General features: G+C 72.5%; 19 protein-coding genes. 4 read left to right on the forward strand and 15 right to left on the reverse strand.

Going from position 1 to position 20,841, the window contains the following annotated elements; translation table 11 throughout:
- Positions 1 to 11: 11 nt before the first annotated feature.
- The 10 genes from Q1B24_RS14535 to Q1B24_RS14580 all read right to left on the reverse strand — a co-directional run bounded on the left by Q1B24_RS14535 (position 12) and on the right by Q1B24_RS14580 (position 9,341).
- The gene (locus Q1B24_RS14535) at positions 12 to 1,628 is read right to left on the reverse strand and encodes an AMP-binding protein (protein ID WP_299930005.1); all 1,617 of its coding nucleotides are present in this window, start codon (positions 1,626 to 1,628) and stop codon (positions 12 to 14) included.
- A 129-nt stretch (positions 1,629 to 1,757) separates the two neighbouring features.
- On the reverse strand, positions 1,758 to 2,165 hold the full coding sequence (locus Q1B24_RS14540; RefSeq protein WP_299930008.1) for an NUDIX domain-containing protein: 408 nt from the start codon (positions 2,163 to 2,165) through the stop codon (positions 1,758 to 1,760).
- Between the two features lie 16 nt (positions 2,166 to 2,181).
- Positions 2,182 to 2,982, reverse strand: a complete 801-nt coding sequence (locus Q1B24_RS14545) for an ABC transporter permease (protein ID WP_299930036.1) — start codon at positions 2,980 to 2,982, stop codon at positions 2,182 to 2,184.
- A gap of 1 nt (position 2,983) precedes the next feature.
- Positions 2,984 to 3,829, reverse strand: a complete 846-nt coding sequence (locus Q1B24_RS14550) for an ABC transporter permease (protein ID WP_299930038.1) — start codon at positions 3,827 to 3,829, stop codon at positions 2,984 to 2,986.
- Entirely contained in the window at positions 3,829 to 4,743 is a 915-nt protein-coding gene (locus Q1B24_RS14555) for an ABC transporter ATP-binding protein (RefSeq protein WP_299930212.1), read from the reverse strand. The genes Q1B24_RS14550 and Q1B24_RS14555 overlap by 1 nt, the downstream gene beginning before the upstream one ends.
- An 82-nt stretch (positions 4,744 to 4,825) precedes the next feature.
- Positions 4,826 to 6,283, reverse strand: a complete 1,458-nt coding sequence (locus Q1B24_RS14560) for a hypothetical protein (protein WP_299930041.1) — start codon at positions 6,281 to 6,283, stop codon at positions 4,826 to 4,828.
- Positions 6,280 to 7,197 carry a hypothetical protein gene (locus tag Q1B24_RS14565; RefSeq protein WP_299930044.1) on the reverse strand — a complete coding sequence of 306 codons (918 nt, stop codon included), beginning with the start codon at positions 7,195 to 7,197 and terminating at the stop codon, positions 6,280 to 6,282. Before Q1B24_RS14565 ends, Q1B24_RS14560 begins: the two co-directional genes overlap by 4 nt.
- 5 nt (positions 7,198 to 7,202) lie before the next feature.
- The gene (locus Q1B24_RS14570; protein ID WP_299930047.1) at positions 7,203 to 7,652 is read right to left on the reverse strand and encodes a hypothetical protein; all 450 of its coding nucleotides are present in this window, start codon (positions 7,650 to 7,652) and stop codon (positions 7,203 to 7,205) included.
- 114 nt (positions 7,653 to 7,766) lie between these two features.
- Complete coding sequence (locus Q1B24_RS14575; protein WP_299930050.1) at positions 7,767 to 8,156, reverse strand: SdpI family protein; 390 nt, start codon at positions 8,154 to 8,156, stop codon at positions 7,767 to 7,769.
- A gap of 36 nt (positions 8,157 to 8,192) precedes the next feature.
- On the reverse strand, positions 8,193 to 9,341 hold the full coding sequence (locus tag Q1B24_RS14580; protein ID WP_299930053.1) for a PQQ-dependent sugar dehydrogenase: 1,149 nt from the start codon (positions 9,339 to 9,341) through the stop codon (positions 8,193 to 8,195).
- Between the two features lie 219 nt (positions 9,342 to 9,560).
- On the opposite strand from Q1B24_RS14580, the gene Q1B24_RS14585 reads away from it, so the two are divergent.
- Together Q1B24_RS14585 and Q1B24_RS14590 are read left to right on the forward strand one after the other, a co-directional pair.
- Positions 9,561 to 9,908 (forward strand): YciI family protein, encoded by a 348-nt coding sequence (locus Q1B24_RS14585; RefSeq protein WP_299930056.1) that lies wholly within the window; start codon positions 9,561 to 9,563, stop codon positions 9,906 to 9,908.
- 14 nt (positions 9,909 to 9,922) lie between these two features.
- Positions 9,923 to 11,233 carry a sigma-70 family RNA polymerase sigma factor gene (locus tag Q1B24_RS14590; RefSeq protein ID WP_299930059.1) on the forward strand — a complete coding sequence of 437 codons (1,311 nt, stop codon included), beginning with the start codon at positions 9,923 to 9,925 and terminating at the stop codon, positions 11,231 to 11,233.
- Positions 11,234 to 11,242: 9 nt separating this feature from the next.
- Here Q1B24_RS14590 and Q1B24_RS14595 read toward each other — a convergent pair whose 3' ends face one another.
- Complete coding sequence (locus Q1B24_RS14595) at positions 11,243 to 12,088, reverse strand: LysR family transcriptional regulator (protein WP_299930062.1); 846 nt, start codon at positions 12,086 to 12,088, stop codon at positions 11,243 to 11,245.
- A 104-nt stretch (positions 12,089 to 12,192) separates the two neighbouring features.
- On the opposite strand from Q1B24_RS14595, the gene Q1B24_RS14600 reads away from it, so the two are divergent.
- Positions 12,193 to 12,918, forward strand: a complete 726-nt coding sequence (locus tag Q1B24_RS14600; protein ID WP_299930065.1) for an SDR family oxidoreductase — start codon at positions 12,193 to 12,195, stop codon at positions 12,916 to 12,918.
- Between the two features lie 39 nt (positions 12,919 to 12,957).
- Positions 12,958 to 13,845: an NAD(P)-dependent oxidoreductase gene (locus Q1B24_RS14605; RefSeq protein ID WP_299930068.1), complete on the forward strand. Its 888-nt coding sequence runs from the start codon at positions 12,958 to 12,960 to the stop codon at positions 13,843 to 13,845.
- A 204-nt stretch (positions 13,846 to 14,049) separates the two neighbouring features.
- Here Q1B24_RS14605 and Q1B24_RS14610 read toward each other — a convergent pair whose 3' ends face one another.
- The 4 genes from Q1B24_RS14610 to Q1B24_RS14625 form a co-directional block, all read right to left on the reverse strand.
- Positions 14,050 to 14,325, reverse strand: a complete 276-nt coding sequence (locus Q1B24_RS14610) for a Fe-S cluster assembly protein HesB (protein WP_299930071.1) — start codon at positions 14,323 to 14,325, stop codon at positions 14,050 to 14,052.
- Between the two features lie 127 nt (positions 14,326 to 14,452).
- Positions 14,453 to 18,337, reverse strand: a complete 3,885-nt coding sequence (locus Q1B24_RS14615) for an ATP-binding protein (protein ID WP_299930075.1) — start codon at positions 18,335 to 18,337, stop codon at positions 14,453 to 14,455.
- A gap of 2 nt (positions 18,338 to 18,339) precedes the next feature.
- Positions 18,340 to 19,695, reverse strand: coding sequence for an effector-associated domain EAD1-containing protein (locus Q1B24_RS14620; protein ID WP_299930078.1), 1,356 nt, complete (start codon positions 19,693 to 19,695; stop codon positions 18,340 to 18,342).
- Complete coding sequence (locus tag Q1B24_RS14625) at positions 19,692 to 20,828, reverse strand: trypsin-like peptidase domain-containing protein (RefSeq protein ID WP_299930081.1); 1,137 nt, start codon at positions 20,826 to 20,828, stop codon at positions 19,692 to 19,694. Before Q1B24_RS14625 ends, Q1B24_RS14620 begins: the two co-directional genes overlap by 4 nt.
- Positions 20,829 to 20,841 lie beyond the last annotated feature (13 nt).

Raw genomic sequence — 20,841 nt, forward strand, 5'->3', positions numbered from 1 at the left:
GACCGGTCGGCTCAGTCGAGCCCGAGGCGAGCGGTCGACACCTCGCGCATCTCGACCTTGCGCACCTTGCCGGTCACGGTCATCGGGAACTCGTCGACCACGATGACGTAGCGCGGGATCTTGTAGTGGGCGAGCCTGCCCGTCGCGAAGGCCCGTACGCCGTCGGCGTCCAGCGGCTCGCTGCCCGGACGCATCCGCAGCCACGCGCACAGCTCCTCGCCGTACTTCTCGTCCGGGACGCCGACGACCTGCACGTCCTCGACGTCGGGGTGGGTGTAGAGGAACTCCTCGATCTCGCGCGGGTAGATGTTCTCCCCGCCGCGGATGACCATGTCCTTGATCCGGCCAGTGATCCGGACGTAGCCGTCGTCGTCCATCACCCCGAGGTCCCCGGTGTGCATCCACCCGTCGCCGTCGATGGCCTCGCGGGTCTTCTCCGGCTCGTCCCAGTAGCCCAGCATCACCGAGTAGCCACGGGTGCAGAACTCCCCCGCCTCCCCGCGGGGGACGGTGTCTCCGCTGACCGGGTCGACGATCTTGACCTCCAGGTGCGGGCAGACCCGGCCGACCGTGCCGACCTTGCGCTCGAGGGAGTCGTCGGTGCGGGTCTGCGTCGACACCGGCGACGTCTCGGTCATGCCGTAGCAGATCGTCATCTCGTCGACCCCCGCGGCGATGAGCTTCTTCATCATCTCCTCGGGGCACGGTGAGCCGGCCATGATCCCGGTGCGCACCGACGAGAGGTCGTAGGTGTCGAGATCCGGCAGGGCCCACTCGGCGATGAACATCGTCGGCACGCCGTAGAGCGAGGTGCAGCGCTCCTCGGCCACCGCCGCGAGGGTCAGCGCCGGGTCGAAGCCGGGCGCCGGGATGACCATCGTGGCGCCGTGGGTGGTGCACGCGAGGTTGCCCATGACCATGCCGAAGCAGTGGTAGAAGGGCACCGGGATGCAGACCCGGTCGGCCTCGGTGTAGCCGCAGATCTCACCGACGAGGTAGCCGTTGTTGAGGATGTTGCGGTGGCTCAGGGTCGCACCCTTGGGGAAGCCGGTGGTGCCGGACGTGTACTGGATGTTGATCGGGTCGCCCGGCTCCAGGCTGGCGGCCCGCTCGGCCAGCTGGTCCGCGGAGACCTGCTCGCCGTCGGCGAGCAGCCCCGCCCAGCTCGCCTCGTCGTCGAGGTGCACGACCCGCTCCAGCGCGCGGGTGTCGACGCGCGTCTCCTCGATCATGGCGCGGTAGTCGCTCGCCTTGAACGACGTCGCGGCGACGAGCAGCCGCATGCCGGACTGGTTGGCGACGTAGGAGAACTCGTGGGTGCGGTACGCGGGGTTGACGTTGACCAGGATCGCGCCGACCTTGGCGCTCGCGAGCTGCACGAGCGTCCACTCGGCGCTGTTGGGTCCCCAGATGCCGACCCGGTCCCCCTTCCGGATGCCCGCACCGATCAGACCGCGCGCGAGGGCGTCGACGTCCGCCTGCAGCTCCGCCCACGTCCAGCGTCGCCCGCTCACACGTTCGACCAGTGCCTCGCGGTCGGCGTACGACGCCACGGTGCGCGCCAGGTTGTCCCCGATGGTCTCGTCGAGCAGTGCTGGCGTCGTCTCACCCTGGGCGTAGGAGTCCATCCTCCGAACCTACGCACCGACGTGGTGTAGCCGCCAGAGCCCCCAGAGCCCTGGGTCCCGTCGCGGGGTGGCGGCAGACTGCGCGCGAACCTACGCCCGACTTGCGAGGTGCCGCCACCACGAGGACGGTCAGAAGACTCGGGTGTGGAGATGGCCACCGTAGGTGCCTGCTGCCCGGACCCGAGCGGCCTGGACCCCCGCGAGCTCGGTGAGCGGCGTCCACCGGAATGCGTCGTGCTCGGGCGAGAGCTGAAGCTCTGCGCCGGCGGGGAGGCCACAGCGGAAGATGCCGACCTGCGACTCGAACTCGCGGTGGTAGTACCAGCCGGTCAGCGGCCCTATCTGCACATCTACGCCAAGCTCTTCGCGACACTCTCTTCCGAGCGCGTCCACGATCGTCTCACCGGGTTCGACGCCACCACCCGGAAGACCCCAGCGCAGGTCACCGTAGGTCTGTCGCAACAGCAGCACCGACTCGGCCGCGACATCCAGCACCGCCGCGTGCACGCTGAAGCGGTAGCGATTCTCGAATCCCATCGGGCCAGTATGAGTCTCAGGTCAGCAGCAGCTTGTCGAGGCGACGTCGTACGACGAAGAGGCCGATGGCGCCCATCACGACGAGGTAGACCACCGAGATCGCCGACTCCCAGGTGATCACCCCGGTGGTCAGCTCGCGGCACAGCACGACGCCGCGGTAGAGCGGTGTGGCCTCCACGACCCATCGCAGGACGCCGTCCCCGAACGCCTCGATCGGGAAGAACGTGGCCGAGAAGAGGAACAGCGGCATCTGGGCGAGGGTGATCTTGTCGAAGTCCTGCCAGGACGTCATCCACGTCGTCACTGCCATGCAGACGGCCGAGAAGGCGAAGGCGATGAGGACGGCCGCCGGCAGGGCGAGCACGGCCCACCACGACTGGGTGAGGCCCATCAGCGCCATCACGACGAGGAAGGCGGCGGAGTAGACCGAGCCGCGCATCAGGCCCCAGGTGATCTCGCCGCGCGCGATGTCTCCCGTGGTCAACGGAGTCGCCAGCATCTGGTCGTAGAGCTTCTCGTACTTCATCTTGAAGAAGACGTTGTAGGTCGAGTCGAGGAGCGCACCGTTGAAGGCGGACGTCGCGAGCATGGCCGGGGCGACGAACTCGGCGTAGGGGATGGCCTCGCCGTGGAACTCGAAGGTGTCGATCAGCTGGCCGACGCCGATGCCGATGGAGAAGAGGTAGAAGACGGGCTCGAGGAAGCCGGTGATGAAGAGCTTCCACGCGTCCTTGTAGACGACGTAGTTGCGCAGCACCAGCACCTTGGTGGCGGCGGCCGGCGTCAGCGGTGCCGGGATCTCCTGGATCAGCGCCATGTCAGACCTCCAGCCTGCGGTCGAGGTTGCGCACGGCGAGGAACCAGCCGACGACGGTGAGGGTGACCAGCACGACGACGTGGAGGGCCACGAGCGACCAGTCGACCTGGCCGACGCAGAACATCCGCGAGAGCGAGACGCCGTGCCACAGCGGGGTCAGCCGGGCGATCCACTCCAGCACCGGGCCGAGGTTGCTGATCGGGAAGAAGGCCCCGGAGAAGAGGGTCAACGGGATCACGCCCAGGCGGAACAGCAGGCCGAACCCCTCCTCCGACTTGAGCCGTGCGCTGTAGGCGAAGACCAGGGTGGCGAAGGCGAAGCCGACCAGCACCTGCGACAGCCAGGCCAGGATCGGTCCCCACCAGGTGGTGAAGACGCCGAACGGCGCGATGACGAGCATGAAGACCGCGCACGCCGAGGCGACCCGGAACATCACGAAACCGACGAATGCGTTGACCAGGTCGCGCACGGCGAGCGGCGTGGCCAGCTGGGCGTAGAAGGTCCGGTGCCACTTGATGGCACCCATGACGGGGTACGTCGACTCGCTGACCGCGATCGTCATGGCGTGCGAGGCGACGAGGCCGGGGACCACGAAGGCGAGGTAGGACGTCGCCCCCTCGAGCCGGTCGGGGTCGCCCTCGATGAACCCGCCGAGCAGGACGCCCATCGCGACGACGTAGAGCAGCGGGGTGAGGAAGCTGCTCACCACTCCCCCGCGCCAGGTGCGCTTGAGGACGGTGAGCCAGTAGTCGTACTGGCGGGCCATGCCCTCCCACGCCGACAGGGAACCGGTGGGTCGCAGCGGGCGGGTGGTGGGGCTCGTGTCGGCCCCTGTCTCGGTGGCCATCAGTCCGCCAGGCTCCGGCCGGTCAGGCGCAGGAAGACGTCCTCCAGGGTGGAGCGGCGCACCAGGGTCGCGATGGGGTGCAGCCCGCGGTCGAGGACGGCCGTCACCACGTCCTCGCCGTGGTCGCTGTAGACGAGGAGCCGGTCGGGCAGCACCTCGACCCGCTCGCCGAGGTCCTCGATCTTCTCCGCGAGCGCCTCGTGCTCGCCGACGCCGAAGCGGAGCTCGGCGACCTCGCGGGTCGAGTGGGCGTCGATGAGCTCGCGCGGGGAGCCCTCGGCGGCGATGCGGCCCTTGTCCATCACGACGAGGCGGTCGCACAGCTGCTCGGCCTCGTCCATGTAGTGGGTGGTGATGACGAGGGTGACGCCGGCCTGCTTGAGCCGGAAGAGCTGGTCCCACAGGACGTGGCGGGCCTGCGGGTCGAGGCCGGTGGTCGGCTCGTCGAGCAGCAGCAGGTCGGGGTTGTTGATCAGGCTGCGCGCGATGGTGAGCCGTCGCTTCATGCCGCCCGAGAGGTCCTCGACCTTGGCCTTGGCCTTCTCGGTGATCTGCGCGAACTCGAGCAGCTCCTGCGCACGCTCACGGCACGTGGCGCGGTCGATGCCGAAGTAGCGGCCGTAGATGTAGAGGTTGTCGAAGACGTTGAGCTCGTTGTCGAGCGTGTCCTCCTGCGGGCACACGCCGAGGCGACCGCGGATGGCGGGGCCGTCGGTGGCCGGGTCCATGCCGAGGATGCGCAGCTCACCGCCGCTCACCGGGCTGACCGACGCGATCATCCGCATCGTGCTCGACTTGCCGGCGCCGTTGGGGCCGAGGAAGCCGAAGGCCTCGCCCTTGCGCACCTCCACGTCGATGCCCTTGACGGCCTCGAAGTCGCCGAACGACTTGCGCAGTCCCCGTGCCGAGATCATGGCTTCTGTCACAGGAGTCGACCCTAGATGAGGGGGGTGACAACGGCGAACCGGATCGGCCTGCCGTCGCCCGACGCAGGCGTCACCGGGTGATCACCCAGGTGCGCACCGGACCCGAGGCCCCGTCGCCGAGGTAGCCGTCGGCGCGCATCCGGTCGATCGCGTCGCGGATCGAGCCGTCCGCGGACGCGTCGGCCGCGGCGGCTCCGGCTGCGTAGTGGGTCAGGTCGTGGTTGCCGACGACGTCGTACCCACCGTCGTCGAAGCGGACCGTCGTGCGCTGCGGCTGGTCGGGGTTGTCCTCGCCGTCGAGCAACGGCACGACGTCACCGCGGTTCTCCAGGTGCAGCCCGTGGGTCCCGGCGGGCAGCTCGGCGACCTGCGCCGTCGGCGCACCGGCGGTGACGACGTGCTGGACCTGGAAGTGTCGGGTGAAGTCGCGGTCGGCGGCCAGCGAGGTCGCGACCATCCCGCCCTGGGAGTGCCCGACCAGCATCACCTCCTTGCCGTCGAGACCGGCGTCGAGCATGGCCTGCTGGATGCCACGGCCGTAGGCGCTGTCCGTGCCGGCGAGCAGCTGGTAGTTGGTCTCCATGTCCCGCACCAGGTCGCCCCCGCCCGGGATCGGACGCATGTCGTCGGTGCCCGGGAGGTAGACGATGTAGCGCTCGTCGGGGTCGCGCCCGACCTGCTGGACCTGGATCGCGCCGTGCAGGCCCGCGCGGTCGGGACCGGCGTCGAGGTCGCTGGTGGCCGACAGCTGCTCCACGAGGGATCGCAGGCTGTCGGGACGCAGGGGGCGCGCCCCACCTCCGGCGTCGGCCACCTCGGTGACCCGGACGTCGGTGTCGTCGCCGAGCAGGAGCGCCATCAGCCGGGCCGCGTCGTTGGTGGTCGGTCCGTCGATCACCCCACCGGGGTCGAGCAGACCCGCACCCGTGACCATCCCGCCGGTCAGTCCGTCGAGGAGCCCGCCGCTCCCGTTGACCGCGTGCTGGACCAGCCCGGGGTGGTCGTGGAGCAGCCGACCCAGGTCGTCGGACAGCTCCTCGGTCAGCGCCGCCTGCTCCTCGGCCGGGAGTGTCGACCACCAGACGTAGGTGACGCCGCCGACGAGGAGCAGGGCCGGCAGCGCTCCCGGGAGCGCCTGGCCCGCCACCCGGCCCAGCGTGCCGTCGAGGGTCTCGGACAGCTGTCGCGCCAGGGCGTCGCTCGCCCGGAAGGCCGACACCACGGCTCGTACGCCGACCGCGTCCGCCTCGATGCCGAGCGCCCGGACGGTCAGGCCGTCGCTGCCCGTCGTGGCGGTCAGCACCTGCACCTCGGCGTCGGCGAAGGACAGCGGGGCCAGCAACGCGGAGGCGAGGAGGTCGCCGTCGGCCATCACCCGGGCACCGAGGCCGGCCATCTCGACGAGGTCGCCGGCCTGCCGGTCGTAGCGGGCGGCCAGCGTGAGCATCTGGTCGTAGCCCGCGACCACGCCGTGGGACCCACCCGCCACCGACTCGATCGGGGGCAGGGCGGCGCTCCCGGTGCTCATGCCGCCATCCCCGCGGCCAGCCGGGCGAGCGCCCGTGGCAGGTCCTGGGGCCCGACGCGCTGGAGGCGCACCATCTCCCAGTCGTCCCGGATGACGGGCGTCAGCGAGGACCAGCCGTCGGGCAGCAGCACCCACTCGACGACGCCGGCCACGCCCCCACGGGTGCCCCGGCCCGTCAGCGCGCCGTGCAGCCGGCCCCGGGACGTGCTCTCCAGCTGCTCGTGCCAGCGGCGTACGTCGTCGACGTCGGCGTCGTCGAGCAGGTCCGGACGACGCCCGGCGAGCGTCGTGGCCGGGTGGTCGGCCACCATCCGGTCCAGGAGGTCGCGGCGCCCGGCCCGGACGGCCTCCCCGGTCGCGAGCAGCAGGTCCCACGGCGTCTCGACGACGTCGGGGGTCGGCCCGAACGGCGGTGCGGTCCGCAACGTGTCGAGGTCGACGCGGGCCGCGCGGGCCAGCTCGGCTCCCCACCGCCCGAGCGGCAACCAGCCGAGCTCGAGGGAGGCTCCGTCTGCGGTGGAGAGGCAGGCCACCCGGTCGCCGAGGCACCGGTGGTGGCTGCGGAGGCGGGCCCTTCCCCGGGCGAGGTCGACGAGCACCTCGAGGTCGACGGCGAGGCTCGGGGCGTGCCACGTCGTGAGGACCGCACGCGCCGCGGCAGTCGCCGCACCGGCGGCGAGGAGCCCGGCACGCTCGAGGACGTCGTCCACCATCGCCTCCGCAGGCGGCGTGGCCGGGGCACCCCCGAGGCGGCCAGCTCCCGGCGGCGCCGGGGTGCGGGTGAGGAGCTCGTCGGCCGGTGAGGCGACACCCGCGACGGCGGCCAGGCTGTCGACGGCCGCGCGGGAGAGACGTACGCGCTGGGTGGCCACCTCACCGTCGGCGACGGCGGCGCCCCCGGTGTCGATCGTCACCGTGCTCACCGGACGCCGCCGAGGAGGTCGGGCACGTCGAGCCAGTCCCGGTGGCCGTCGGGCGGCGGACGGAAGGATGCGAGCGCCTCGTCGACCGGGTCGGCACCTCGCGTGACCAGGTCGACGGCGCGCTCGGCGAGGGCTGCCAGGCGGGAGCGGGCGTCCTCGACCAGTCCGCGCACCCGGCGCGCGATCTCCCGGATGCGTTCCTCCAGCCGGTCGACCTCGTCGGCGTGGCGCCGCAGCGCGCGGGCCGCGTCGTCGTGCTCGTCGGCCGTGCGTCTCATCGCGAGCGCGCGCTCGGCCATCCGCTCGCGCATCGCCGCGGCCGCCCGGCCGTCCCACAGCACCAGCTGCGACGCGCTGACCAGCCGATCGGCGTCGTGCCTGATGTCCGCGCCCTGCTCGCTCATCCGGTCGGCGAGCCGGCGGATCGCCGCGGTGTCTCCGTACATGTGCGTCTCCTGCCCCCGTCGGCGCCGAGGTGCGCCTGGGCTGGAGGTGCCCGCGGCCGTGGTCGGCCAAACGGGGTCGGCGCCGGCTGTGGACAGACCCGGGTGGGGACCGGCTCAGCGGGTCCTGGCGTCCTCGGCCCGTCGGGCCGAACGCTGGGCATGGACGACCGCGGAGGCGAAGAGGCCGATCACTACCAGCGTCGCGGCGACGGCCGCCGCGGTGAGGGCGGCGGAGGGCGCCGACCCGGCGGCGAGCCGCCAGACGACGAGCGGCAGCGCGAGGACCGGTCCCAGGACCGCGGTCGCGAGCAGCCAGGGCTGGGCCGCCTCGTGGCCCGCTCGCCACGCCTCGTCGGACGCGCGCGTGGCCCTCGTCCTGATGCCGACGAGCTGGTTGGGGCCCGTCCCGCCTGTCCCGCCCAGCCGCGTCATGACGTACTGGAGCAGCGATGCCGCAGCGAGGGCCAGCACGACGGCCAGCAGCGGCGCGTGGAGCGCGTCCAAACCCATCTCCCCCCGAGGATCGGCGTGGCGCCGACCCTACTCGGCCGGGGTGAGGCGGAGGAGCCGCCCCGAGCCCTCGTCCTCGAGCACCCAGATCGCCCCGTCGGGACCCTCCTCGACCGCGCGGATCCGCGCGCCCATGTCGAAGACCTCGGCCTCGCCGGCGGCCTCGCCGTCGAGGTCGACGCGCACCAGCGCCTCTCCTGACAGGGCGCCGAGGAAGGCGTCGCCCCGCCACCCCTCGAACAGCTCGCCGCCGTAGATCATCAGGCTGCCCGGCGAGATGCTGGGGTCCCACGAGCGCGCGGGGGCGGCGTACCCGTCCCCCTCGGCGTGGTCGGGGATCTCCCCGCCGCCGTAGTCGCTCCCGTCGGACGCCTCGGGCCAGCCGTAGTTCGACCCGGGCTCGATCACGTTGAGCTCGTCGCCGCCCTCGGGCCCCATCTCCGAGGACCACAGCGTGCCGTCGGGAGCGTGCTCGAGCCCGAGCGGGTTGCGGTGGCCCCAGCTCCAGATCTCGGCCCCCACCCCGCCGTCATCGGCCAGTGGATTCCCCGGAGCCGGCTCGCCGTCGAGGGTGAGGCGCACGATCGTGCCGAGCGTGTTGGTGGTGTCCTGGGCGGGCGCGCCGAGCTGCCGGTCGCCGGAGGAGACGAAGAGGTGCTGGCCGTCGGGCGAGAAGGCGATGCGGTGGCTGAAGTGCCCGTCGCCGTCCACCTTCGGGGTCTGTCGCCACAGCACCTCGAGGTCGTCGAGCCGCGGCCCGCTCGGGTCGAGCTCCGCGCGCCCGACGACGGCACCCGTGCCGCCCTCGCCCGCCTCGACCCAGCTCAGGTAGACCAGCCCGTCCTCCTCGTACGACGGCGCGGGCACGACGTCGCCCAGCCCGCCCTGGCCGGCGTCGACCACCTCGGGCACGCCGGCGACCTCCGTCCGTTCCCCGCTGTCCGCGTCACGGAGGTGGAGCGTGCCGCTGCGCTCGGTGACCAGCAGGTCACCGGTGTCGGGCAGGAACGCCATCGCCCACGGCTCGGCGAACCGGTCGACCTCCTCGACCGCGAAGGGCCAGCCGCTGTCCTCCTCCCCCGTCACCGGGCCGAGCGAGCCGGAGGCCGCGGTGTCGCCCGAGCAGGCCGTGGTGAGCACGGCCAGGAGCCCGGCGAGTGCGGGGACGAGGGGCTTCATGCCTCCATGGTGCGCGGGGGCGGCAAGAGGGTGGCAAGAGGGTGGCAAGAGGGTGGCAAGCACGGCGCCGGTCGGAGCAGGATGCGCAGGAGAGCCGTCGGGGAAATGTGCGGCACCGATGTCGAAGCGCGCCGCGCCCGTTCGACGTACGTGCGAGAACCCACCCACCGCACCACAGGAGGAACGATCACGATGCCGCGCTTCATGGGATTCGTCAGGATGGAAGAGAACATCGACATGCCGCCGCAGTCGCTGTTCGACGCGATGGACGTCTTCATCGGGGAGCGCGCCGCCAACGGCTCGTTCCTCGACGGGGGCGGGCTGTTCGGCACCGAGGACGCCGTCAACTTCGTCGTCCGCCGGGGCGAGGTGACCCGCGTCGACGGCCCCTACGCCGAGGGCAAGGAGGTCGTGGGCGGCTGGTCGCTGATGGAGTACGCCAGCCTCGAGGAGGCCGTGGCCGACCAGCGGCTCTTCGCCGAGCTGCACGCCAAGCACTGGCCCGAGGCCACCGTCGTCTCGACCCTGCGGCAGGTGTCCGAGGGTCCTGAGGCGCCCGGCGACTGACCTACGCTGGCCGGGTGCCGGCAGGGACGACGTACGACGACCTCTCCGGCCCCCCGGGGCCCACGGGGGCCGTGATCGCCACGTGGCGGGCCGAGTCGGCCCGCCTCGTCGGCGCGCTCACCCGGATGACGCGCGACGTCGACCTCGCCGAGGACCTCGCCCAGGACGCGCTCGTGGCAGCCCTGGAGCAGTGGCCGGTGTCCGGGATCCCCGACAACCCGTCGGCGTGGCTGATGACGACGGCGAAGCGTCGCGGCGTCGACCACTTCCGGCGCGCGGAGACGCTGCGCCGCAAGGTCGCCGAGCTCGAGCACGACCTCGAGCGGGACGGCGGCGAGGAGGCACCGGTGCCCGACCTCGACGACCAGGTCGACCACATCGAGGACGACGTCCTGCGGCTGATGTTCCTGTCGTGCCACCCCTCGCTGAGCCCCGAGTCGCGAGCGGCACTCACCCTGCGACTGGTCGGCGGGCTCACCACCGCCGAGATCGCGCGTGCCTTCCTCACCTCCGAGGCCACGATGGGCCAGCGCATCTCGCGGGCCAAGAAGACGCTGACGGCCGCGCGGGTCGAGCTCGAGCTGCCGACGGGCGAGGAGCGGGTCGCGCGGCTCGACGACGTGATGGCCGTGGTCTACCTGACCTTCAACGAGGGCTACACCGTGACCATGGGCGACGGCTGGATGCGCCCCGACCTCGTGGCCGAGGCGACCCGGCTCGCCCGCATGCTGGCCGACCTCGCGCCCGAGGAGCCCGAGGTGCTGGGCCTGCAGGCGCTGCTCGAGCTGCAGGGCTCCCGCACGGCGGCCCGCCTCTCCCCCGACGGCACCCCCGTGCTCCTGGAGGAGCAGGACCGGTCGTTGTGGGACCAGCTGGCGATCCGGCGCGGCCTCGCAGCACTGCGTGCCGCCTCCCACGTCGCCGCGGGCGGCCGGCCCGTCGGCCGCTACTTCCTCCAGGCCTCGATCGCCGCCCAGCACGCGCGGGCCGCCCGGGCCGAGGACACCGACTGGGCCGGCGTCGCCGCGTTGTACGACATCCTCGGGCAGGCGGCGCCCGGACCGGTCGTCGAGGTGAACCGGGCCGTGGCCCACGGGCGAGCCCACGGTGCCGCCGCCGGGCTCGCTGTGCTGGACGCCGTCGCTCCCGCTGCGCTCGGCGGCTCGCCGCTGCTGCCCAGCGTGCGCGGCGACCTGCTCGAGCGGGCCGGGCGCCACGCCGAGGCGGCGTCGGCCTTCGACGAGGCGGCCGCCCTCACCCGCAACGAGGGCGAGCGCCGGGTGCTGCTGCGCCGGGCCGAGGAGTGCCGCGGCGTCGACGGCTGAGACGCCCGCTCAGAGGGCGCCCGCGGCGCGGACCAGACCGGCGACCCCGGCGGACGTGCTGTGCGGCGGCCAGGCGATGAGGGTGGTGACCCGGGGCGCGTCGGTGAGCGGCACGACGGCGAGCCCGTCGCGGAGGTTGGCGCGAGCGGACTCGGGCAGCACGACCGAGGCCCGGCCGAGTCGCACCAGCTGCAGCACCTGCGTGAGGTCGCGCAGCTCGGGTCCGGGGCCGTCGGGATAGGAGCCGTCGAGACTGGGCCAGCGCGGCAGCGGGAGGTCGGGGATCGCGCCCGCCTCGGCGACCGTCATCGAGCGGCTCGTGCTGGCCGGGTGTCCGCTGGGCAGGATCAGCACCTGCTCCTCGGTGGCCAGCTCGTCGACGTCGAAGCCGCTCACGTCGTCGAAGGGGCGGTGCAGGATCGCCACGTCCGCACGGCCGTCGCGCAGCATGAGGGCCTGGTGCCCGGGCGGGCTGAGCACCACGTCGACGGCGACCGCACCGGGCTCAGCCGCGTAGGCGTCGAGCAGCTTGGCCATCAGCTCGCTGGACGCCCCCGCCTTGGCGGTCAGCACCACAGGCGCCCGTCCGGGCGCCTCCGCGGCTCGGCGGGTACGCCGCTCGGCCGCCTCGACCGCCGCCAGCGCTGCGCGGCCCTCGTCGAGGAGGGTCCGACCGACACCGGTCAGCGCCATGCCCCGCGGCGTACGCACGAACAGGTCAGCACCCAACCGGCGCTCCAGCTGGGCGATCGCCCGTGACAGGGGCGGCTGCGCCATGCCCAGCCGTTCGGCCGCCCGGCCGACGTGCGCCTCCTCGGCGACGGCGACGAAGTAGCGCAGCTCGCGGGTCTCCACGTCCTCGAGCCTACGGCCGCTGACCAGCGGGGATACCCCCGAGGTATCGGGAGCCACCCGATCGGTCTTGGAACGCCGCGGCTGTCCCGACGCACGATCGAGGCATGACAGACACGAAGAAGACAGCACTGGTCACCGGCGCCAACAAGGGCATCGGCTACGAGATCGTCGCGGGCCTGGCCCGGCTCGGCTTCCGCGTCGGCGTCGGCGCCCGCGACGCGTCACGGCGGGAGGACGCCGTCGCCAAGCTCCTGGCCGACGGCCACGACGTCTTCGGCGTCGCCCTCGACGTGACGTCCGAGGCCAGCGTCTCCGCCGCGGCCGTGCAGCTGCGCGACGAGGGTGGCCTCGACGTCCTGGTCAACAACGCCGGCATCACCGGCGGCATGCCGCAGGAGCCGTCCCGGGTCACCGCGGCACAGGTCCTCGAGGTCGTCGACGTCAACGTCCTCGGCGTCATCCGGGTCACCAACGCGATGCTGCCGATGCTCCGCGAGGCCCCCTCCCCGCGCATCGTCAACGTCTCCAGCACGGTCGGCTCGCTCGGGCTGCAGACCGCCCAGGCCGAGCCGGTCGGCCCGATCTCGGGGGCCTACTCCCCCACCAAGACCTACCTCAACGCCCTCACCGTGCAGTACGCCAAGGAGCTGGCGGGAGCCGGGATCCTCGTCAACGCCGGCTGCCCCGGCTTCGTCGCCACCGACCTCAACGGTCACCGCGGCACGCGTACGCCGGAGCAGGGCGCCGCGGTGTTCCTCGAGCTCGCGACGCTTCCCGACGACGGGCCGAGCGGCACGTTCCGCGACGAGACCGGCGTGCAGCCCTGGTGAGGCGGGAGCACCTTGCAGCCCTGCGGTAGGAAGGGCCCCATGCGCATCTTCCTCACCGGTGGCAGCGGCAAGGCCGGCCGGCACGTCGCCCCGTACCTCGCCGAGCAGGGACACCAGGTCACCAACGCCGACCTCGTGCCGCTCGACCACCCCGACGTCCACGACCTGCAGGTCGACCTCACCGACGCCGGCCAGGTCTACTCGGCGCTCGCCGGGCTGGCGACGTTCGACGAGCTCGACCTGCCGCAGCAGCCGTCGTACGACGCGGTCGTGCACTTCGCCGCAGTGCCGGCCATCCTGCGCACGGCCGACTCGGCGACGTACGCCACCAACGTGCTGAGCACCTACCACGTCCTGGAGGCCGCGACCCGGCTCGGCATCCGCAAGGTGATCTTCGCGTCCTCGGAGACGACGTACGGCGTCTGCTTCGCGCAGGGCGAGCGGAAGCCCCTCTACGTGCCGGTCGACGAGGAGCACCCGACGGTCCCCGAGGACTCCTACGCGATGTCCAAGGTCGCCAACGAGGTGACGGCGCGCTCGTTCCAGGCGCGGAGCGGTGCCGACGTCTACGGCCTGCGGATCAACAACGTCATCGAGCCGCACGAGTACGCCGAGCTGTTCCCGGACTTCGTCGACGACCCGGCGCTGCGGCGACGCAACATCTTCGCCTACATCGACGTGCGCGACCTCGGCCAGATGGTGCAGCGCTGCCTGGTGACCGACGGCCTCGGATACGAGGTCTTCAACGTCGCCAACGCCGACATGTCCGTCGCGGCGACGACCGACGAGGTCATCGCCCGGTTCTACGACGGCGTCGAGGTGCGGCGGGAGATGGGCCGCGACGAGACCTTCTACGCCATCGACAAGGCCCGTGAGCTGGTCGGGTTCGACCCCCAGCACTCGTGGCGCGACGTGCTCGGCGCCTAGCCCTACGTCGCCGGGCGTACGCCCGGCCCGGCGCGGTCCTGCCCGGGGCGGCATCGGCCGGCTCGCGGTTGGGGAACCATCGGCACCTCGAACCGGCCGGACGAGGTGCCGACGGTTCCCCACGTCCGCCGACGGTCCGGACATGAGCGGAGTCCCGAACCCCCATGGGCCCAGGACTCCGCCGGTCCGTTCAGTCGCGCTCGATCAGGCCTGCTGGCCCAGCGCGAACTGGATGTTGCCGTCGTCGTCGACGCCGCCGTCGAGCACCTTGTCGGAGAGGAACTCCGAGGCCGGCCCGTCGACGTAGATCGTCGCGCCGTCCTGCTCGATGACCTGGTCATCGCTCTCGGCGTGGTCGGCGGGACTCACCGACAGGGACTCGCCGTCCGACTCGGTGGCGATCCGGAGCGCCGAGATCTCCGGCACCTCCTCGGCCAGCTTCTTGACGATGTCGGTCACGTTCTCGGTGAGAGCAAGCACGGGCTCTCCTTCCGTAGGGAGAATGTGTCCCCTTCACCATTGCGCGGACCCGGCGCTCACGCAAACCGGGCCAGCCGTCCGCGGGGCCACAACCGCCGCACGTGTCCGTCATGTCGCCCCCATCCCGTCAGGCGAGCGACGTCCTGACCAGGTGGTCGAGGCCCAGCCGGGCCAGGTCGGCGAGCACGGCATCGAGCCCGAGCACCAGGTCGGCCGCTCCCCGATCGGGGGCGGTGCCGCACAGCAGCCCGACCGGAACCATCTCCCACGAGCAGACCACCGCTCCCGGGTGGACATCCGGATCGGGCGGATCGATGGCGGACAGACCGGGCCGACCCGCAGGGCGGACGCGGCTCGCGAGCAGTCGCACCGAGGCACCGGTGCCGTTGCCGGGGCCCACGCCGAGGACGAGCACCTCCTCCGACGTGGGTACGGCGTCGGGGCGCGCGAGGTCGACCCAGCCCCGCAGCGTCCCGGTCGAGGACTCGACGGCGTCCCCGCCCACGGGCTGCACGCCCGGACTGCCGTCGACCCGGACCAGCGACCAGCCGGCTCCGGCACCGCGACTGCTGTCGGCGGCCACCACGTCGTGGACGTCGTACCAGGTGCCCGGGGTGACCAGCTCGCCGCGCCGGCTCGTCTTGGCATCGAACCGGCAGTGCCCGGCGGCCTCGGCGAGGCGTGCGCCCACCACGTCCGCGGTGAGGACGAGGTCGGCCGCAACGAGGACGCCGGCGCCCGCGACGGCGCCGTCGCAGTGGATGGTGCAGGTCTGCGCCTCGACCTGGCCGAGCGCGTGGAGCCACGGTTGGACCGGCCGCCCTGCCGCCTCGACCCGCTGCACGACGTCGTCGAGCATCCCGGACACCGGGGTGTCGAGGCCCACGGCCTCGGCCGTCCGCAGGAGCTGGAGGTCGCCCGGGGCCACCTCGAGGCAGTGGGCCACCAGCTCCAGCAGCAACCCCCGCTCCTCGAGGACGTCCACCAGCTGCCGGACGCTCTCCTCGAAGTCCGTCGTGCTGCCCGGCACCAGCGCGTCGAGGCTCTGGTGCAGGCGGATCCGGAGGAACCACCGCAACGACTCGGGAGAGAAGACGGACACCAACGCCTGCGCGAGCATCCGGTGCACCTCGGGCGGGAGCGGCACGCGCGAGACGACGTCGTCCGTCACCCCCTCGTCGCGGCGCTCGGTCCTGCGGCTGAGGCTCGGGTCGGTCGTCATCACCCGAGCCAGGGCGGTCATGAGCCCGGTCAGGTCCACCCCGGGCATGCAGAGCACCTCCCGCAGGGTGGCCCGGACCGAGGCCTCGTCCGCCACGAGGAGGAACTCGCTCCAGGCGGCGGTGAGCGACCGCGCCTGCGGCAGCCGCAACCTGCGGGTGAGCATGCCCGGCTGCTCCTCCTCGCGCGCCGAGGCTGCCAGGTCGATGGTGGCCAGCTCCGCGGCGACGACCCGCACCGGTCCCTCGACGTGGCGCGGGATGCCGGCGAGCGTGACCACGCGTGCCATCCGCTCCACGTCCCGGGCGTCGTCGGCGGCCAGGACGCTGCCCACGGCACGGACCAAGGACGGGTCGTCGTGCAGCACGGCGTCCGGGAGGTCGTCCATGGTGGTCCTGGCCGCGCGAGCGAGGTCGACGGCCGGGGCACCCGCTCCCCTGGCGAGGACGGCGCCGAGCGCCGTGCAACCCAGCCGCACCAGCCGGTCGGACGCGAGCTCGTCCACCTGCTCGAGCCGGCGCAGCACGCCTCCCGCCGCGTCCCACAGCCCCGCAGAGATGACGAGCTCGGCCTGCATCCGCGCGAGCCGGTAGGTCTGGTCGTTGACCCCTGCGAGCAGCGCGTCGTCAGCCGTCGTCGCGAGGAGGGACACCGCCTGCTCGACGTGTCCCACCGCGAAGAGGGCCTCGGCGGTCAGGGCCGTCAGGGGACTCCGCGGCGAGCGCTCCTGGCGGGTCCCGAGCGCGGCGAGCGCGTCGCGTGGCCGATCGTCGTCGAGCATCGCACGCACCTTGCGCGCGGTGATCTCCTCGTAGTCCTCCAGACGCGCGGCGTCCGTCGCCAGAGCGTCCAGGGCGACCCCGAGCCGTGAGGCGAGGAAGGCCCGTCGGCTGCCGTCGAGCTCGTCCATGGCGGACTCGAGGTGGGGTTGCACACCGTCCATCCACCGGTTGTCGACCACTCCGAGGTCGTCGCCGGACTTGAGGCGGTGGTAGATCTCCTCGGCCCGCTCACGGGCCACCGGAGGTCGGCCGGCGTAGTAGGCGACAGCGGCCCGGTGCAGGGTCTGCGAGAGCGCCGGCTGGTCGGCCTCGAGCAGCGGCAGCATCACCCGCCGCAGCTCCACCCGGTGGACCAGCGCGCCGTCGGACTCGGGCGTGACCAGCGAGGTCTCGCGCTCGAGCTCGTCGAACACGTCCTGCGCCTGCTCGGCGGTGGCGACGCCGAGCTCGCACGGCCTGGCGAGCACGTTGAGCACGATGTCCGGCGTGATCCGCCGCAGCACCAGACCGGCGCCGGCCAGCCGGCGGACCCGCTCGTCCTGCACGTGCCCCAGCACCCGGTCGTAGAGCCGGCGCTGGATCACCGCACCGTCGAGCTGCAGGAGCCAGTCGGTGGCCCGCGAGAACCAGCTGGACAGCGGCCGGTGGGCGTCCGGGGCCGACGCCGCCAGCTTGAGCGACACGGGGTCGCCGCCGTAGCGGTGCGCGATCCGCTCGGCGACCTTGCGGTCCTCCACGCCCAGCTTCACGAGGAGCTCGCACGCGGACCCGGGGTCGAGCGCCGTGACCTCCAGCTGCTGGGCGTACGTGCGGGTGATCCCCGCCCGTCCGGCGACGACCACCCGGGCCTCGGCGGGCAGCTTCTCCACCAGCAGGTCGATCAGCCGCAGCACCGTGGCAACCTCCTCGCTGCTGCGGTACTGCACGACCTCGAAGGTGTCGAGCACGAGGACGAAGCCGCGTCGGGCCAGGTCGAGCTGCTGGAGCATCGTGACCAGCTCGTCGACCGCGCGCGGCAGTGAGAAGTGCCGCTTGCCGCGCGGCACCTCCAGCACCCGGGCCCAGTCCTCCCGGATCCGGTTGCAGCTCGCCTTCGCGTCGGGGAACTCGACGCCGATCTGCGCGAGCATCTCGATGAGGAGGATGAGGCACTGGTTGGTGGCCTCCACGGACGGCCGGTCGAAGTCCAGGTAGGCGAACGGGACCCGCGACGCGGCGGGGGTGTCCCGGCCGCCGAGGTCGAGCAGGAACCTCGCGACCAGCGTCGACTTGCCGATCCCACCGGGCCCGTAGAGCACCAGCAGGCGGGTGTCCGCCTGCTGGTGCGCTGTCGTACGGCTGCGCCCGCGCCTCGTCCCGGCAGGCGCCGTCTGCTCACGACCCAGGAAGTCGGCGATGACCGCGAGCTCGGCCTTCCGACCCACGAACTCGGGTCCGGCGAGGAGCTCGAGCGGCTCGAGCAGGGTCAGCAGGTCGATGCGGTCACGCAGCCGGACCAGGTCCGGCAGGTCCTCGAAACCGGCGTCGCGCAGCCAGTCGCACACGAGCGCCAGCGAGTGGAGGTCCGGCAGCGACTGGTCCGTGATCTCGACCACCCCGCCGGTCACCAGGACCCGGATCAGCTGGTGGAGCCGGTCCCCCGGTGATGCCGTGTTCGCGGCAAGCGCCCGACGCAGGCGGCCCGACTCCCGCAGGTGGCGGAGCACCGCGACGCGGCGGTTGGAGGAGATGCTCAGCGCGTCCTCGCCCTGGTCGTCGACGACGTGGATCGCCGATCGGAGCAGGGCGTCCAGGCCCGCCCCGTCCGCCGACCTCGTCGTCGGGCGGAGGGTGTCAGGGTCGAACCAGCCGAGGACGGCCGCTGCCTCCTCGTGGCCACCGACCCGAGCCGGTGGTGCAGCGGCCGGAGGCGCAGTGACCGGCGACGGCTCGACCTCGGCCGTGGCGGCCTCCCTCAGCGCCATCGCCTGGGCGACGAGCTCCTCGATGCTGATCTCGGTGTCGCCCATCGTCAGGTCCCCGGCAGCTCGCGGGCGACCCGGTCCGCCATCTCGTCCAGCCATCCGGGCGCGGCCGTCTTGCGCCTGCCGAGGACCTCGGTGGTCTTGCGGGCGATCTCCGCCGGATCGATCTCGACCTGGGACTCCTTGAAGGCCTTGGCGAAGAACTCCATGAGGTGCTGGACCGTGAGCTCCCCCGTCTGGTCGAGCAGCCTGGCCTGGCGCAGCCCCACCGGGAGGTCCTCGGTGAAGCCCACCAGCACCAGTCGCAGGTTGGGCAGGACCATCCCGACGCTCCGGCTCAACCGGCTGACCAGGTCGAGCGACGCCTGGGTCAGCCGGACCTTGTGGAAGGCGTCGAGGACCAGGAAGGTCATCGGACGGTCGTCGCGCTGGGCCCGCTCCTCGAAGCAGTCCTTGAAGTCGACGATCCACGCCGACCACTGCTTGTCGGGCGGCTTGTCCGGCACGTCGACGTCGTCGTAGTCGAGTGCCCTGACGACCTCGATCGCCAGGTCTCGTGGGGTGAGCGAACGACGCGGACCGACCCGTCGCGAGGCCTCCTCGAGGTCGATCTCCGCGATCTCGAACGAGCAGACCTCGCGCATGTGGTAGATCAACCGCAGGCTGTGGCTCATGCCCGATCGTGCTTCCCCGCGCACGACCAGGACGCGGTTGCCGTCTGCCGGGATCATCCGCTCCATCGACGCGCGCAGCGGCTTCCGGTCGATCATGAAGAAGCCGCCCGTCAGTCGGCACAGCTGGAGCGCCGGACGCCACGACTCCGGGTCCACCTCGGGCGCGGCGAGCGGCGCCAACCGGGCCTCGAGCTCCCGCAACCTCGGGTCGCCCGGGGCGCGCGACGACGCCTCGATGACCAACGGGAGCAGCCACCCGTCCGTCGCGGCGGCCTCGACGCAGCGGCGGAGGTTGTCGGTCGTGGTGCGGCTCTCCTCCCAGTACGCCGCAGCGCGGGCGTCCACCTCGACGAGCATCGACCTCAGCTCCTCGCTGTCGTCGATCGCCTCGAGCACCGCCTCGACGATCCCGGTCTGCACGTCCTCGCCCGGACGACGCGTCGGCCGTACGTGGCGCGCGGGGCCGACCAGGGCGTCGTACTCCACGTCCTGCAGGAGCCGGTTGGTCGGGACCAGGCCCTGGGCCTCGGCGATGAGGTCGGCGACTTCGTCCTGCACCTCGGCGTGCTCGATGAAGGCGTGCACCGTGGTGCCGAGCGTGGCTCCGTCACCGACCACGTCGGTGCGCTCCCAGCCGAGGCGACGCGCGAGCCGGTCGAACTCCTCGAGCCGGAGGGCGTCGCCGAGCGCCCGGGACAGCTGACCGTAGGCGGGGCCGTCGAGCCTCATGGCTCCTCCCCTCCGAACACCCAGCCCAGGTCGTGGCGTTCGAGGTCGCGCTTGATCGTGGCGATCGGGATGCACTGGTTGTAGTCGGCCGCGGTGACCTGTCGGTCGCAGGGCAGCCACACGTCGTCGCGCCCGGGCTGTCCGGCGTGGTGCAGCGCCACGAGCTCCTGCTGGGCATCGAGGACCGGGGAGCCCGACGAGCCCGGCATGGTGTTGACCCGGTGGTGCACCCGCAGCCGGTCGCCGATGACGCGCTGGACACCGTCGAACGCGAAGTCGAACGAGATCGGGTCGTGGCACGGGTGCTGGACGACCATCAGGTAGGAGCCGAGCGGGAAGTCGTGCTCCTCCGCCCGCGGCTCGACCCAGCCGCGGCGCGCGCCGACCGGGTCGTCGGAGGTCCCCTCGGCGCCGAGGGGGCGCTCCAGCCGGAGCACGGCGTAGTCCAGCTCGTCGGGGGCGGGCTCCGTGCCCTCGACGTAGTCCGCCAGGTCGAAGCTGCTGTAGGGCGAGGTGTGGACCAGCCAGTCCGCGGCCAGCCGGGCCTCGGTCCCGGGGTCGCGCACGATCCCGTCACGATCGCGCTTGTAGTCGAAGCGGAGCACGATCTTCTCGGGCGGGAACGCGCCGTCGATGGCCTTCTTGACCACGTGGTGGTTGGTGAGGACGCTGCTGGGCCCGATGAGGAAGCCCGTCCCGCCGGCGGTGCCGAGCTCGACGGCGCACACGCGGCGGGTGTACTCCAGGAGCCGCACCGAGAACCGGCCCAGGTCGGCGATGCCGCGTCGGGGGTCGACCATCCGCTCGAGCCGGAGCCGCGTCTGCGTGAGGACCTGCGCCTCCGGGACCGCGGCCGTGACCGGCGCGGCGCCCGCGCCCGTCGCCGCGGCCAGCTCCATCAGCCGCACGTTGTCGGGGTTGATGGCGCGGGCTGCCGTCACGAGCGCGGTGACGCGGTCCCGGGTCTCGGCGTAGCTGATCACCTCGCCGATCACGCCGACCAGGGCCCCGGGCGCGATCTCGCCCGGCGGGATGCCTGCGCGCCGGAGCATGCGCATGACCCCGTCGACGTCGTCGAAGGCGTCGAGCAACGCCTCCTCCAGGAGGACGTACTCGTCACTCGTGAGGCGCACCTGGTCCCACCCC

The sequence above is a fragment of the uncultured Nocardioides sp. genome (genome assembly GCF_947488025.1).
Lineage (GTDB): Bacteria > Actinomycetota > Actinomycetes > Propionibacteriales > Nocardioidaceae > Nocardioides.

What these genes read in the sequence shown, in the direction of transcription:
- Q1B24_RS14620 (WP_299930078.1), bottom strand. Translation starts at nt 19,695, where the DNA reads ATGAGGCTCGACGGCCCCGCCTACGGTCAGCTGTCCCGGGCGCTCGGC.
- Q1B24_RS14570 (WP_299930047.1), bottom strand. Translation starts at nt 7,652, where the DNA reads ATGTACGGAGACACCGCGGCGATCCGCCGGCTCGCCGACCGGATGAGC.
- Q1B24_RS14585 (WP_299930056.1), top strand. Translation starts at nt 9,561, where the DNA reads ATGGAAGAGAACATCGACATGCCGCCGCAGTCGCTGTTCGACGCGATG.
- Q1B24_RS14580 (WP_299930053.1), bottom strand. Translation starts at nt 9,341, where the DNA reads ATGAAGCCCCTCGTCCCCGCACTCGCCGGGCTCCTGGCCGTGCTCACC.
- Q1B24_RS14545 (WP_299930036.1), bottom strand. Translation starts at nt 2,982, where the DNA reads ATGGCGCTGATCCAGGAGATCCCGGCACCGCTGACGCCGGCCGCCGCC.
- Q1B24_RS14555 (WP_299930212.1), bottom strand. Translation starts at nt 4,743, where the DNA reads ATGATCTCGGCACGGGGACTGCGCAAGTCGTTCGGCGACTTCGAGGCC.
- Q1B24_RS14615 (WP_299930075.1), bottom strand. Translation starts at nt 18,337, where the DNA reads ATGGGCGACACCGAGATCAGCATCGAGGAGCTCGTCGCCCAGGCGATG.
- Q1B24_RS14600 (WP_299930065.1), top strand. Translation starts at nt 12,193, where the DNA reads ATGACAGACACGAAGAAGACAGCACTGGTCACCGGCGCCAACAAGGGC.
- Q1B24_RS14535 (WP_299930005.1), bottom strand. Translation starts at nt 1,628, where the DNA reads ATGGACTCCTACGCCCAGGGTGAGACGACGCCAGCACTGCTCGACGAG.
- Q1B24_RS14605 (WP_299930068.1), top strand. Translation starts at nt 12,958, where the DNA reads ATGCGCATCTTCCTCACCGGTGGCAGCGGCAAGGCCGGCCGGCACGTC.
- Q1B24_RS14540 (WP_299930008.1), bottom strand. Translation starts at nt 2,165, where the DNA reads ATGGGATTCGAGAATCGCTACCGCTTCAGCGTGCACGCGGCGGTGCTG.
- Q1B24_RS14560 (WP_299930041.1), bottom strand. Translation starts at nt 6,283, where the DNA reads ATGAGCACCGGGAGCGCCGCCCTGCCCCCGATCGAGTCGGTGGCGGGT.
- Q1B24_RS14550 (WP_299930038.1), bottom strand. Translation starts at nt 3,829, where the DNA reads ATGGCCACCGAGACAGGGGCCGACACGAGCCCCACCACCCGCCCGCTG.